The 12,494-nt window shown below is 69.8% G+C and carries 14 protein-coding genes; 5 read left to right on the forward strand and 9 right to left on the reverse strand.

Going from position 1 to position 12,494, the window contains the following annotated elements; translation table 11 throughout:
* The 3 genes from ABY44_RS02715 to ABY44_RS02725 form a co-directional block, all read left to right on the forward strand.
* A partial coding sequence (locus ABY44_RS02715; RefSeq protein WP_431640820.1) for a TIGR00730 family Rossman fold protein occupies positions 1 to 864 on the forward strand: 864 nt, incomplete at its 5' end.
* 139 nt (positions 865 to 1,003) lie between these two features.
* A complete protein-coding gene (locus ABY44_RS02720) occupies positions 1,004 to 1,228 on the forward strand; it encodes a hypothetical protein (protein ID WP_021159371.1) in 225 nt (74 codons plus the stop codon).
* 185 nt (positions 1,229 to 1,413) lie between these two features.
* On the forward strand, positions 1,414 to 3,180 hold the full coding sequence (locus tag ABY44_RS02725; RefSeq protein ID WP_060172792.1) for a SulP family inorganic anion transporter: 1,767 nt from the start codon (positions 1,414 to 1,416) through the stop codon (positions 3,178 to 3,180).
* 92 nt (positions 3,181 to 3,272) lie between these two features.
* Here the strand turns inward: ABY44_RS02725 and ABY44_RS02730 are convergent, their stop codons facing one another.
* Together ABY44_RS02730 and ABY44_RS02735 are read right to left on the reverse strand one after the other, a co-directional pair.
* Positions 3,273 to 3,512: a hypothetical protein gene (locus ABY44_RS02730; RefSeq protein ID WP_059521290.1), complete on the reverse strand. Its 240-nt coding sequence runs from the start codon at positions 3,510 to 3,512 to the stop codon at positions 3,273 to 3,275.
* Positions 3,513 to 3,569: 57 nt separating this feature from the next.
* On the reverse strand, positions 3,570 to 4,220 hold the full coding sequence (locus ABY44_RS02735) for a BON domain-containing protein (RefSeq protein ID WP_060082731.1): 651 nt from the start codon (positions 4,218 to 4,220) through the stop codon (positions 3,570 to 3,572).
* A 230-nt stretch (positions 4,221 to 4,450) separates the two neighbouring features.
* On the opposite strand from ABY44_RS02735, the gene ABY44_RS02740 reads away from it, so the two are divergent.
* The gene (locus ABY44_RS02740) at positions 4,451 to 5,116 is read left to right on the forward strand and encodes a nitroreductase family protein (protein ID WP_059696817.1); all 666 of its coding nucleotides are present in this window, start codon (positions 4,451 to 4,453) and stop codon (positions 5,114 to 5,116) included.
* A gap of 104 nt (positions 5,117 to 5,220) precedes the next feature.
* Here ABY44_RS02740 and ABY44_RS02745 read toward each other — a convergent pair whose 3' ends face one another.
* The 4 genes from ABY44_RS02745 to ABY44_RS02760 form a co-directional block, all read right to left on the reverse strand.
* On the reverse strand, positions 5,221 to 5,655 hold the full coding sequence (locus ABY44_RS02745; protein WP_042974953.1) for an Hsp20/alpha crystallin family protein: 435 nt from the start codon (positions 5,653 to 5,655) through the stop codon (positions 5,221 to 5,223).
* 180 nt (positions 5,656 to 5,835) lie between these two features.
* Positions 5,836 to 6,111 carry a DUF1488 domain-containing protein gene (locus tag ABY44_RS02750; protein WP_027792289.1) on the reverse strand — a complete coding sequence of 92 codons (276 nt, stop codon included), beginning with the start codon at positions 6,109 to 6,111 and terminating at the stop codon, positions 5,836 to 5,838.
* A gap of 97 nt (positions 6,112 to 6,208) precedes the next feature.
* Entirely contained in the window at positions 6,209 to 6,682 is a 474-nt protein-coding gene (locus tag ABY44_RS02755; protein WP_027792288.1) for a universal stress protein, read from the reverse strand.
* Between the two features lie 142 nt (positions 6,683 to 6,824).
* Complete coding sequence (locus ABY44_RS02760) at positions 6,825 to 7,298, reverse strand: hypothetical protein (RefSeq protein ID WP_060172882.1); 474 nt, start codon at positions 7,296 to 7,298, stop codon at positions 6,825 to 6,827.
* Between the two features lie 490 nt (positions 7,299 to 7,788).
* Here ABY44_RS02760 and ABY44_RS02765 point away from each other — a divergent pair, with 490 nt between their 5' ends.
* Positions 7,789 to 9,390, forward strand: a complete 1,602-nt coding sequence (locus ABY44_RS02765) for an AAA family ATPase (RefSeq protein ID WP_060172790.1) — start codon at positions 7,789 to 7,791, stop codon at positions 9,388 to 9,390.
* A 372-nt stretch (positions 9,391 to 9,762) separates the two neighbouring features.
* Here ABY44_RS02765 and ABY44_RS02770 read toward each other — a convergent pair whose 3' ends face one another.
* From ABY44_RS02770 to ABY44_RS02780, 3 genes are all read right to left on the reverse strand, one after another.
* Positions 9,763 to 10,224, reverse strand: a complete 462-nt coding sequence (locus ABY44_RS02770; protein WP_059696819.1) for a hypothetical protein — start codon at positions 10,222 to 10,224, stop codon at positions 9,763 to 9,765.
* A gap of 269 nt (positions 10,225 to 10,493) precedes the next feature.
* Positions 10,494 to 11,837: an ABC transporter ATP-binding protein gene (locus ABY44_RS02775; RefSeq protein WP_081072775.1), complete on the reverse strand. Its 1,344-nt coding sequence runs from the start codon at positions 11,835 to 11,837 to the stop codon at positions 10,494 to 10,496.
* A 35-nt stretch (positions 11,838 to 11,872) separates the two neighbouring features.
* The coding region (locus ABY44_RS02780) for an ABC transporter permease subunit (RefSeq protein WP_431640821.1) at positions 11,873 to 12,494 on the reverse strand (622 nt) is incomplete at its 5' end.

Raw genomic sequence — 12,494 nt, forward strand, 5'->3', positions numbered from 1 at the left:
CGGCGTCCCGCCCGACGCCCGAAGCGCACGCCTGCCGACGACGACGCCACCATCCTGCAGCGCGCGAGCATGCGCGGCATCCGGCTGCAGCTCGACTACTGGAAAGCCGAGGCGCGCCTGCAGAGCGAAGGCATCGGCCATGCCGTCGTGATCTACGGCAGTACGCGCATCGTCGCCCCTGCCGTCGCGAATGCCCGGCTGGACGAAGCCAATCGCCTGCTCGCGCAGCGTCCGCACGATGCGGGCCGGCGCCGTGCGGTCGCGGCGGCGAGCCGGCTCGTCGAGCACAGCGTGTATTACCGCGTCGCACGCGAATTCGGGCGCATCGTCGGCCACGCCGACCGCTGCACGCGCGCCGCGCGGCTCGCCGTGGTCACCGGCGGCGGCCCCGGCATCATGGAGGCCGCGAACCGCGGCGCATACGAACTCGGCGCGCCGAGCATCGGCCTGAACATCGAGTTGCCGCGCGAACAGGCGCCGAATCCGTATATCACGCCCGATCTCGGTTTCCGGTTTCACTATTTCGCGATCCGCAAGCTGCATCTGCTCGAACGCGCGAAAGCCGCCGTGTTTTTCCCGGGCGGCTACGGCACATTCGACGAGCTGTTCGAGGTCCTGACGCTGCTGCAGACGCGCAAGATCCCGCCGCTGCCCGTCATCCTCGTCGGCGAGGCGTACTGGCGCCGCGCGGTGGACCTGGCCTTCCTCGCCGACGAGGGGATGATCGATCGCAGCGATCTCGACCTGTTCACGTACTGCGAATCCGCCCCCGACATCTGGCGCGCGATCGGAAGCTGGTATGCACGGCGGCGTGCGGCGCGGCCGGTGCGCCGCCGCCCGCCGCCGAAACCGCGTGCCGTGTAGGAATCTGCCGACGCGCTCCGCGCGATTCCTACCGCAGCTTCGGGGCATGCCGATTGAATCGCGCGGGCGCGACAACGATACTGAAATCACGGATCGCGGCTGCGCGCCAGCCGGATTCCGGGCCATCAGGAGAGCCGTCATGACACACGCTACCCCGCTTCCCGATTCGGGCGACCAGGCCCGCCGGCCTGACGCTGCCGCGCTCGACACGCAGGCGCTCGTCGCCCTGGCGCGCGACGCCGGCATGCTCGTGATCCTCGACGGACAGATCGGGCGCGAGCGGTACGAGAGCGTGACGGGCTCGATCGCCACGCTGGCCCGCTTTGCGCAGGCACTGCAACTGTCGGCACTCAAGGCCGCCTGAAGCCGCTCGCAACCGTGCCGCGCCGCCGGCATCCGGCGCGACGGCGGCGGCCCGGTCTTCCGACGCAATGATCACGCTCGCCCTGCCGTCCCGTCCGTCTGCCCGGGCCGGCCGCACCCCGGTCACCACGCGCCTGCCGAAGCCGTCCATCCCGTTCGCCCGGACGTCTCCGGGATGAAGCCGCGATGAACCGGCACCTTTCCGAACACGTCGCCCACCTGTTTCCGGGCATCGCACTGCTCACGCACTACCGGCGCGCATGGCTGTCGCGCGACCTGTATGCGGGCATCGCGCTGTCGGCCGTGCTGGTGCCCGTCGGCATGAGCTATGCACAGGCGGCCGGCCTGCCGGCCGTCACGGGCCTCCATGCGTCGATCGCCGCGTTGCTCGCGTATGCGCTGCTCGGCCCGAGCCGGATCCTCGTCCTCGGCCCCGATTCGGCGCTGGCCGCGCTGATCGCAGGCGCGATCGCCCCGCTCGCCGACCATGACCCGCAGCGCGCCATCGCGCTGGCCGGCGCGCTGGCGCTGTCGGCCGGCACGATCTGCATCCTGCTCGGCACGCTCCGCCTCGGCTTCGTCACCGACCTGCTGTCACGTCCGATCCAGTACGGCTACCTGAACGGTATCGCGATCGCGCTCGCGATCGGCCGGTTGCCGGAACTGCTCGGCATGCCCGCGGCGGGCGGCGACGTGTTCTCCAGCGTGCCGCCCATCGTGCACGCCCTCGCCGAAGGCCGGTTCTCCACCGATGCCGCGCTGCTGGGCATCGGTGCGCTCGCCACCATTTTCCTGATGAAACGGGTGATGCCGCGCGCACCCGGCGTATTGATCGCGGTGCTGGCGGCGACCGTGGTCGCGCACGTGTCGCCGCTGCACGGCATCGCGACGGTCGGCACGTTGCCGGCCGGCGCACCCGTGGCGCACCTGCCGGTCGTCTCCGCCGCCGACCTGGGCGCGCTCGCGTCCGGCGCCGTCGCCGTCGCGCTGGTGTCGTTCGCCGACATCAGCATGCTGTCGCGCGCCCTGTCGGCACGTTCGGGCGAAACGCCGGATCGCAACCAGGAACTGGTCGCACTGGGCGCCGCCAATCTGCTGGCCGGCATGATGCAGGGCTGCGCGGTCAGCAGCAGCGCATCGCGCACGCCCGTCGCGATTGCCGCGGGCGCGCAGAGCCAGGTCACGAACCTCGTCGCGGCGGCGTGCATCGCGATCCTGCTCGTTGCCGCGCCGACGCTGCTGACCGGCGTCCCGCGCGCGGCGCTGGCCGCCGTCGTGATGTACGCGGCGTTCGGCATCGCGGACGTCCGCAGCGTCGTCCGGCTGTACCGGATGCGTCGCGGCGAATGCCTGATTGCGGTGCTGTGCTTTGCCGGCGTGGTCGGCATCGGCGTCGTGCCCGGCATCCTGCTCGCCAGCGCGCTGTCGCTGCTGTCGTTCGTGTGGCGAGCCTGGCATCCGTACGATGCGGTGCTGGGCCGGCTGGCCGGCGTGCGCGGCTATCACGACATCGCGCGCCATCCGGACGCCGTGCAGACGCCGGGGCTCCTGCTGTTCCGCTGGGATGCGCCGCTCTTCTACGCGAACGTCGAGATTTTCTGCGAGCATCTGCACGCGGCCATCGTATCGTCGGCGTCTCCGGTCACGCGCATCGTCATCGCGGCCGAGCCCGTCACGGATATCGACGTCAGCGCCGCCGACCGGCTCGTGGCGCTTTACGAGGAACTCCGCGCGCAGACAATCGCACTGGACTTCGCCGAAATGAAGGGGCCGGTGAAGGATCGCCTGCGCGCCTACGGGCTGTTCGACGCGTTCGGTCCCGCCAGCTTCTTTCCGACCGTGACCGACGCCGTCGCGCATCATGTCCGGCGGCAACGCGAACATGCGCGCGACGACGAACCGGTTGCGCACCCCGCGCCGCCGCCTGCCGACCGCGACCGCGCTGACGGGTAGGCACACCGATACCCGTGCGACGCGGCGCTCGTTGCATCGGATGACGAACGAAACGTCGACGCACGGGAGACACGTTCACGTGCGCCGTGGCGTCAGACCGTGAACGTGTTCGATTTCCTCATCTCGACCCAGGTCATCCCGGCGCGCAGCCCGTCGATCGCGGCTTCGCGCTCGGTATCGTGGGTCCGGCTGTGCGCGAACGTGCGCTCGCATGCGCCATCCGGCGACGTGAACGTCACGTGGATCCTGCAACGGTAGCCGCCCGTTTCGGCGGCAATCGTCTCGATCGTCACCGACCAGTCCGCGTCGTGTACCTCGCCTGACAGTGTCATCCGGCTTCCCTCCTTCAACTGCGCGGACTGCCCATCCGGTTACCGGGGGTTCCGCGCTTACTCGACGACCAGGTCGTCGACCACCGCACGCACGCCGCGCGCCGACCACGCGGCACCGCGCACGGCCTTGCGCTCGGAGAACGAACCGACCTTGCCGGACAGCCGCACGGTGCCGTCGTGCACCTCGATCGCGATGTGCTTCGCCTCGCGCTCCGCGTGGCGCATGATCGCGCGCTTGATGCTGCCGCCGATGTCGGCCGACCCGACCGCCCCCTGCACCGTGATGTGGTCGGTCACGCCGGTCACGCTGCGCATCTGCGAGATCGCCCGCACGGCCATATGGCTCTGGTACGCCCAGTCGACCCTGCCGGACAGCGTGATCCAGCCGTGTTCGACCTGCACCTTGACCGCGTCGTCGTGCAGACCGACCGTCCAGTGCAGAACCGAGCGCACGGCATTCGCGATGTCCTCGTCGGTGCGGACGTCGTCGTCCGGCAAATGCACGGTCATGTCGACGACGAGCGCCTTGACGCCGGCCACGCGGTTCGCCGCACGCTCGATCGCCAGTTTCTCCGCATAGCTCGGCGGGTGACCCGAGAGCGTCACGATCCGGTTGACGACCTCGACACCGATACGTGTCGCGTCGATCGCCGGGTCGGACTCCAGTTCGTCCTGGACGTCCTGCTTCAGTTGCTTGTCGGTTTTCATCGCCTGCACTCCTGTGAGCCGCGGCGTGCCTGTCCGCCGCATACGCCCAGATTTGCACATGCACGGTCGGGGATCGCTGATGCAGGTCAACGGACGCCGCTCGACGCGCATCGCGGCCTGCCGGTGCACCGCTTGACGGAGGTCAAGCCGGCGCGGCCCGGCGGACTTATCGTGAGATCGCCGATGCGCGACGCCCCGGGCAAGCACGGCGATGCTCCAAGGAGACTCCCATGACGGAACAGCAACTGTTGGCCTATTCGCCGACACCACCGGCAGGGCCGGTATCGCCACAGGGCGAATCCCCGCCCCTCATCGACCTGCCGTACCCGGACCTCGACGGCGGCCCGCCATTGATGACCGCACTCGCGGCAAGAATGAGTTCCCGCGAATTCGCCGCCACGCCCCTGCCGCCCGCGACGCTCGGCGCGATGCTGTGGGCCGCGGACGGCGTCAACCGGCCGGTCGGCGGCGGCCGCACGGCGCCGTCCGCGCATGCGTTCAACGAAATCGACGTGTACGTCGCGCTGCCGTACGGCGTCTATCGCTACGACGCGCCCGCGCATCGGCTCGTGCTTAAACACGCCGTGGATGCCCGCAACCTGACGGGTTACCAGGACTTCGTCGGGCGCGCGCCGCTGGATCTCGTCTACGTCGTGCGGACCGCCGCGATCCTCGACATGCCGCCGCAGCAGCGCGACGTGTTCTCGGCGATCGCGGCCGGCGCCATCGCGCAGAACGTGTCGCTTTACTGCGCGGCCGCCGGCCTCGGCACGGTCGTGCGCGGCTGGATCAACCATCGCGTGCTGGCCGACGCGCTGCGGCTGAACGAGGACGAGCTGCCGATCCTCGCGCAGACGGTCGGCTACCGCGCAGGCGGCGCGGCATCGAATGCGTGAGCGCCCCGGCGCCCGCTTCAACGAAACGGCGCGCGGATCGCTCCGCGCGCCGTCTCCTCCTGTCGGGCAGCGCATGCCGGCGCCACCCGCTGCCTGCCGCCCGATCAGCCGATCGTCAGCTTCTTCTGCGCGACCGGCGCCTTCTTCGGCAGCGTCAGCGACAGCACGCCGTCCTGATACGTCGCCGTTGCCTTCGCGTCGTCGATTTCACCCGACAGCGAGAACGAGCGGCTGACCGCGCCGCTATAGCGCTCGCGCCGGATCACGCGCTCGCCTTCCTTCTGCTCGCTGTTGCGCTGGATTTTCGCGTTGATCGATACGGTACTGCCCGTCACCTGGACGTCGATGTCGTCCTTGGCGACGCCCGGCAGTTCCGCGTTGACCTTGTACGCATCGTCGCTTTCCGTCACGTCGATCTTCATCGATGCAAGATCGGGCTCGTCCGCCAGCGTCATCCCGCGCAGCGGCCTGAACAGGCCCTGAAACAGGTCGGCGACAGGTTCGATCGAAAACGGATCGTACCGTGTGACATTGCTCATGGTTCGTACTCCTCGAACGATTGACATGCGGCCCGCGCTTTCGTCCCGCCCGCGCGAAGCCATGACGAAGATCGGATTGGCGCGGCACCGTGTGCCGGGCAACGGACGAACGATCATCAGGATTCCAGCGTAACTGCCCGCATCGGCATGTGCTTGACGCGCGTCAACAGGAGCGGACGCTCAGGTGCAGAACCGGAAATAGCCGCTGTGGAGCAGGATCGGCCGGCCGCCCATCTCCTCGAGCAGGCAGCGCGCGGCGCGCTCGATCGCGGGTCGATGACGGGCGAATGCCTCCACGAGATCCTGTTCACGCGGCGACGCCGCGCGGAAGTGATCCTCCAGCGCTTCAGCGGTGATCGCGCAGTGCACACGGCGGCCTTCGACCAGCGCGGGAAACGCCAGCGCGGGATCCTGGCTGCAATACGTCGGATGTTCGCAAGGAAAGGAGATCTGCATGATGGTCACCTGTGCAGGTTGCGCATGGGTGGGCGCGGGCTCGCGGTGCGCCGGGTGCTGCCCGCGTCCTCGCCGCGAGGCGCCGCGCGCGAAAACGCTAGGCTGCCGCCGCCGCGGCCGGGGCGGCATCGCCGGCGCGTACGAGCAGGACCGGGCAACTCGATCCGCGCAGGAAACGCTCCGCGACGCTGCCGAGAAACAACCGCCGGACACCGCGGCGGCCGTGCGTGCCGATCACGGCCAGATCGATCGAACGCTCGACGACGTACCGTTGCAGCCGTTCGGCGACATTCTGGCCAGGCTCGGTCTCGACGATTTCCGTGTCGCCGTTGACCGCCGCGTGCGAGATCGCCCGTTCCGCGCTGCGCAGCACCGCCGCGCCATCGCGCCGAACCTCGTCGAGCAGCGCGTCCGGATCCATTCGTCCGGCGTACGTCACCAGAAGCGAGCGGTCGACGACGAAAACGGCGAACAGGCGCGCGCCGTACGATCGCGCCACCTTCAGACCTTCGTCGAGCGCCAGTTTCGATGAAGGACTGCCGTCCACGGCGACCATGATGTTCGTGTACATACCGACCTCGCTGGATGAACCGACGCGCCGGCGGCGTGCGGATGGGTGTCATCATCGGCGTTCGCCGGACGCGGGCGTTGACGGAGGTCAACGGTTCGAAATCACGTGGAGGCGCGCGGGCGCACGGGCACGAGATGCCGGATCAGCGCGGCGCGACCGGCTTCGGCGCGTCGGGGGAACGCGCCGGGCTCACGTCGGCCCGGAAACCCCGCTCGATGTCGAGGATCTTCGTCGCGCACGCGTCGTACCGCCACCCCGGGCCGCCATCGCTGCCGTACATGCCCTTGCACATCGCCTTGAGCCGGATCACCGCCGCGCCGCCGCCCGATGCGGTGCGCGAGGCCCACAAATAGACTTCGCCGGCCAGGAACGGCGGCGCCGTCTCGATCGTGTCTGCATCGGCCCGGGTGATCCGGGTCGACGAATGCCCTTCGACGTAGCGGCGCGCAAGGCGCCATGCGCGGTCGCATTCGGCCGGTGTCGAACACTGCAGCGTCGCGGCCTGGCGCGTCGCGAACAATTGCGTTTCCGTCGACCGGAAGGCCGCGTTCCGCTCCGCATCGGCGCACGCCCCCAACGCGAGCAACACGACGACCGCCCACACCCGTTGTTTCATCTTCCCTGCCTCGCAACGCATCGCGTTCCGCTCGCCATCCGGCGGCATGAATCCGCTCGACGCCAACCCGGCCGCGTGACGCACCGACATCCCGCATTCGGTGCGCGGTCACGTGCCGCATCGCCCGAACGCCCGAATCGACTGTAGGGCCGCCATGGGGAATGCGGTTGACCTGCGTCAAGCGCGCGCCGGCGCGGTGCGTACCGCACGCGCCGCAACGGTGCCGACGACGTGCATGCGGGCGGCGTTGCGCCGCTACCGCGCCGGCGCCGGGCCACGGCAAGCCGTCCGGGTGCGCACAGTCGACGCGCTTGACACGCATCAAGCCGGGATGGGCGACAGTCGGCTGCAATAGGATTCGTCGCACGCGTGCCCCCGAGCCTGCCGGCCCGATCCCGCGACATCGAGCAGACGGAGCGAGCCGCTTCCGTTCGACTACAACCCGCGGGCACGGCGCCATGCCAGCGCCCCGCTCATCGATCCGTTCATCATGTCCCGAGCGCCACGCCTGCCGTTCACGTCGAGCCGCGGAGCCGCACGACGCAAGACCCTGCAATTCGATCGCGCGTTGCGTCGGCCTGCCACCTATCCGCATCCCGCCGGCCGGATCGAACGGATCGAAACCCACCTGTCCGTCGTGTATCTGGCGGGACGCTACGCGTACAAGCGCATCAAGCCCGTTCGATTCGCGTTCGTCGATCTCGTGCGCCCCGCGCAGCGCCGCCGCTGCGCGCTGGCGGAATGGTCGCTCAACCGGCCGTTCGCCGGCCCGCTGTACCTGGGCGTCTGGCCGATCGTCGCGCGCGGCCGCCGCAGCACTTTCGGCCCGCCCGTGCGAACCGGCCCCCACCGCCACCGGCAGCCGGCGGTGCCCGGCGAGTACGTGGTGCGCATGCGCCGGTTCGACGCGCAAGCGATGGTGTCGGTCCGCAGCGCATCGCACGACACGGGGCTGGCGGACGCGGACGCATTCGCGCAGACGCTGGCCCGCCATCATCTGCACGCGCCGCGCCGTGCGCCGCGCTACCCGGGCAGCGCGGCGAGCGTCGCGGCCCAATGCCAGGCGTTGTGCGACACGCTCGACGTCACGGTGCCCGCTCAAGCCGCGCTGCGTCGCTGGTACGAAGCCGAGCTGGCTCGTCTCGCGCCGCAGTTCGCCGAGCGGGACGCGAACGGCTTCGTGCGCGCCTGCCACGGGGATCTGCATCTCGACAACGTCGTCCGCTGGCGCAACCGGATCCTGATGTTCGACTGCATCGAGTTCAACGACGCACTGCGCTGGATCGACGTGGCGAGCGATCTCGCGTTTGCATGGATGGATTATGCCGCCCGCGGGCGCGCAGATTGCGCCCACCGCCTTCTGTCAGGATGGCTCGCACGTACGGGCGACCATGCGGCGCTGGCCGTACTGCCGTGCTACTTCGTCTATCGTGCGCTGGTGCGTGCGCTGACCGCGCGGCTGCGCGGCGACGAGGCGACGCGCGGCCGCTATCTGCGCGTTGCGTCGGACATGGCGCAGGCACGCCGCGATGCGCGGCCGTTGTTGCTGCTCTGCCATGGCATGTCCGGTTCCGGCAAATCGGTGGCGAGCCGCGCGCTGGCGGAACGGCTCGGCGCGATCCGGCTGTCCAGCGACGCCGAACGCAAGCGCTTCGCCAGCGCACCGGAGGACACCCGTCTGCCGCCCGCCGCTTACTCGGAGACGGCGATCGACGCGATCTACGACAGACTGCGTGCGCAGGCCGGCGAGGTCCTCGCCAGCGGCTATACGGCGATCGTCGACGCGACGTTCCTGCTCCGGCGCAACCGGGCGCCCTTCATTTCGCTCGCCGAGCAGCGCGGCGTGCGCGTCGCGATTCTCGACTTCACCGCGAGCCCGGCGACGCTCGCCGCCCGTGTCGCGGCCCGGGCCGCACACGGGCGCGACGCATCCGATGCCGACACGGCCGTACTGGCCCGGCAGGTCGAGCGCGCCGAGCCGCTGGCCGGAGCCGAGGCCGCGATCGCGATCCGCTTCGAAACCGAGTGCGACGTCGCGGCGTACGGGAGCCGCGCGTTCTGGGCGCCGTTGTTCGCCGCGCTACGCGCGTAAATACGCGCGCTGCGTGCCGCCCGGAGCGCGGCCCCGACGGGCAGCACGACGGGCACGACGGGCGCCACGCAGGGTCGGCACGTCAACGTGCCGCACGTCGTCGCGGCCGATCGCGCACGTGCCGCCACGCGGGCCGTGGCGGGCCCCGGGCGACGGCTGCCCATGATCCGCCTCAACGGCCGTGCGCGACGCACGGCTGACTTGACGCCATGTCACGCCGTTCCGTTTCGGCCGGCCGCGACACGAACGGCGTCGCGCACTTCGCCCACCTGCGCGGCCATGCTCGGCGCGCTCGTTTCCCTCGTCGTGCGGAAAAAGCGCGGGGACGTGCGGGCGTAGCGCCGGTTTCCGCCGCCCGGACGCCGACGCCGCCTAGATGCTGAGATACCCCTGGAACAACCACGGGGGGCCGCTTCGATCCCGCACCGCATGGCCGCTCGCGGCAGGCGCGCAGGTGCCCGAGAAGCCCGGCGATCCATCCGCCCAGAACGACGGCACGAAGGAAAACTCGCCGTTGACCGTCACGACGAAGTCGCGATTGAATGGCGACGGCGCGAAGATCGTCACCTCGCGGAAAAACGGCGCGGCATCGTCGTGCAAGATACCGCCCGCACGTGTCCACCTCGCGTCGTAGCGAGCCGGCAACGTATAGATCCTGCCGCCGCACTCCACCGTTCCGGCCGGCGTGTACACCATCTCCACTCCCGGATACGGCAGGCGGTAAGGCTCGCGGCAAACCGGGCCGTCGGGTCCGACCACGAGCGGCGGATGCGCCCAGATCGATAGCGACAGCGGGCTCGTGTGCTGTGCGAAATATTCGGAAAGCCAGTTCATGGCCCATTCTCCCGTCTACGGTCATTGGCGTGCGCAGGTGCCGGCAGGTTCGCTGAAGCGGCGCGATCGCGCCGGCGGCCCGTCGAGCGTCGCACGACCCGCTCGCTGCCGATCGCAACCGAAAGCCTGAACGACTCCGCCGGCAAACGCCCGGCCTGTTTCGGCGCCCGTGAAGTCATTCTCGAACGCACCGCGCGCCGGGCGTTGACGGAAGTCAACGGACGCGGCGGCACACCACCCGCCGTTGCCGCGGGCCGGGGCCCGCATGATCAACGGCCGAAGGTGCGCGTATGGTCGTCGTAGTCGAACAGCCCCGCGTAGCGGCCCCAGTCCGTCACGACGCGCAGCGCCTGTTCCGCGCTGCGCGGATCGAGATGATCCTCGAGCTCCAGTTCGAAACGCTCACGCGGCGCGCGATGCCCTGCACGCTCGTCCAGCACTTCGTCGATATGCGCGGCAAGCGGCACGAACTTGACGACATGCTCTCGAAACAGGCGCCGCCGGGCCTCGTCGTCGCTGTGCGCGAACACGTGGCCCGCCGCGCTCAACCGGAGGGTCCGGTCGTGCCACTCGGCAAAGGCGAGCAGATGGAGCGCCGCGGCGGTCGCATGGAGCACGTCGACCCGGAGCGCGAGCGCCGCTGCAATTGCGCCGAGTTCCGCATGGCCGTCGTACGGCGCGGCCGCCAGGGTCTCGACGAACCCGGCGAGATGGTGGCTCGTCACGTCGGGTAGCGTCATGGCCAGCGTGCCGCCGGCCGCCGCGCGGGCCGCCGCCGCGTCGGCGATGCGCGCGGTCAGCGTCGCGTAGATCTTGCCGACGATCGCCTGGAAGGCCGGGTCGTGCCGGCTGCGCGGACGCGGCAACGGCACGTTCAGCGCGGCGTCGATGCGCGCCGGGCCGGCGCCGAGCACCAGGATGCGATCGCACATGAGCACGGCTTCCTCGATGTTGTGGGTCACCATCATCACCGACCGGGTCGACAGCTGGCGCGCGTCCCACAGGTCGAGAAAATCGGTGCGCAGCGTTTCCGCGGTCAGCACGTCGAGTGCCGAGAACGGTTCATCCATCAACAGCAGGACGGGTTCGCTGACGAGCGCGCGGGCAAACCCCACCCGCTGACGCATGCCGCCCGACAGTTCGCGCGGATAAGCCGATTCGAAACCGTCGAGCCCGATCAACTCGATCGCGACGGCCGCCCGTTCGCGCGCGTCGCGTGGCGGAAGGCTCAGCGCATCGAGCCCGAGCTCGACGTTTTCGACGACGGTCAGCCACGGGTACAGCGCGAAGGTCTGGAACACCACCGCAATGCCGGCGGTCGGGCCAGCAAGCGGTGCCCCGCGATATGCGACCGCGCCGGACGAGGGCTTGACGAGCCCGCCCGCGATCCGCAGCAGCGTGGACTTGCCCGAGCCGGAGCGGCCGAGCAGCCCCAGTATCTCCCCCTCGCGGAGCGTGAGGTCGATATCGGCCAGCACGTGCAGCGGCTCGCCGGACGGCTTCGTGAACGATTTGCATACGCCGCGCATCTCGAGCACGACGGGCGCCTGCTCCGATGACGGTGCGGCCGCGCCCGCCTCGTACGCTTCCTTGCATTCACCGGGATTCGACACATCGGTCTCCTGCGGATGGAGGATCGGGTCCGGACTCAATCGAACCGAGTCCTGCGCTCGGCGAACGCATACATCGGGCGCCACACGAGCCGGTTGGTCGCGATCACGAGCAGCGACATGACGGCGACACCGAGCGCGATACGCGGAAAGTCACCGGCGCCGGTCATCTGCGCGATGTAGGCCCCCAGTCCGCCGGCATTCAGGCGCGTGCTGCCCCAGCTCACCGCCTCCGCGACGATGCTCGCATTCCATGCGCCGCCGGACGCGGTGATCGCGCCCGTCACGAAGTACGGCAGCACACCCGGCAACATGACGCGACGCCACCAGGTCGCCGGCCGAACTCGAAAGCATGCCGCCGCTTCGCTCAGGTCGGCCGGAAACGCGCTCGCTCCGGCGATCACGTTGAACAGCACATACCATTGCGCGCCCAGGATCATCAACAGCGGCAGCCAGACTTCGGGGGCGAGCCGGTAGCGCACGATGACGAACACCGCGACCGGAAACAGGAGGTTGGCCGGAAACGCGGCGAGAAACTGCGTGATCGGCTGGATGCGGGCGGCCACGCGCGGTCGAAGACCAATCGCAATGCCGATCGGCACCCAGATCGCCGACGCGATCACGACCAGCACCGTCACGCGAACGAAGGTGAGCGCCCCT

The sequence above is a fragment of the Burkholderia sp. ZZQ-2 genome (assembly GCF_050768715.1).
Lineage (GTDB): Bacteria > Pseudomonadota > Gammaproteobacteria > Burkholderiales > Burkholderiaceae > Burkholderia > Burkholderia cepacia.

What these genes read in the sequence shown, in the direction of transcription:
- ABY44_RS02720 (WP_021159371.1), top strand. Translation starts at nt 1,004, where the DNA reads ATGACACACGCTACCCCGCTTCCCGATTCGGGCGACCAGGCCCGCCGG.
- ABY44_RS02725 (WP_060172792.1), top strand. Translation starts at nt 1,414, where the DNA reads ATGAACCGGCACCTTTCCGAACACGTCGCCCACCTGTTTCCGGGCATC.
- ABY44_RS02730 (WP_059521290.1), bottom strand. Translation starts at nt 3,512, where the DNA reads ATGACACTGTCAGGCGAGGTACACGACGCGGACTGGTCGGTGACGATC.
- ABY44_RS02735 (WP_060082731.1), bottom strand. Translation starts at nt 4,220, where the DNA reads ATGAAAACCGACAAGCAACTGAAGCAGGACGTCCAGGACGAACTGGAG.
- ABY44_RS02740 (WP_059696817.1), top strand. Translation starts at nt 4,451, where the DNA reads ATGACGGAACAGCAACTGTTGGCCTATTCGCCGACACCACCGGCAGGG.
- ABY44_RS02745 (WP_042974953.1), bottom strand. Translation starts at nt 5,655, where the DNA reads ATGAGCAATGTCACACGGTACGATCCGTTTTCGATCGAACCTGTCGCC.
- ABY44_RS02750 (WP_027792289.1), bottom strand. Translation starts at nt 6,111, where the DNA reads ATGCAGATCTCCTTTCCTTGCGAACATCCGACGTATTGCAGCCAGGAT.
- ABY44_RS02755 (WP_027792288.1), bottom strand. Translation starts at nt 6,682, where the DNA reads ATGTACACGAACATCATGGTCGCCGTGGACGGCAGTCCTTCATCGAAA.
- ABY44_RS02760 (WP_060172882.1), bottom strand. Translation starts at nt 7,298, where the DNA reads ATGAAACAACGGGTGTGGGCGGTCGTCGTGTTGCTCGCGTTGGGGGCG.
- ABY44_RS02765 (WP_060172790.1), top strand. Translation starts at nt 7,789, where the DNA reads ATGTCCCGAGCGCCACGCCTGCCGTTCACGTCGAGCCGCGGAGCCGCA.
- ABY44_RS02770 (WP_059696819.1), bottom strand. Translation starts at nt 10,224, where the DNA reads ATGAACTGGCTTTCCGAATATTTCGCACAGCACACGAGCCCGCTGTCG.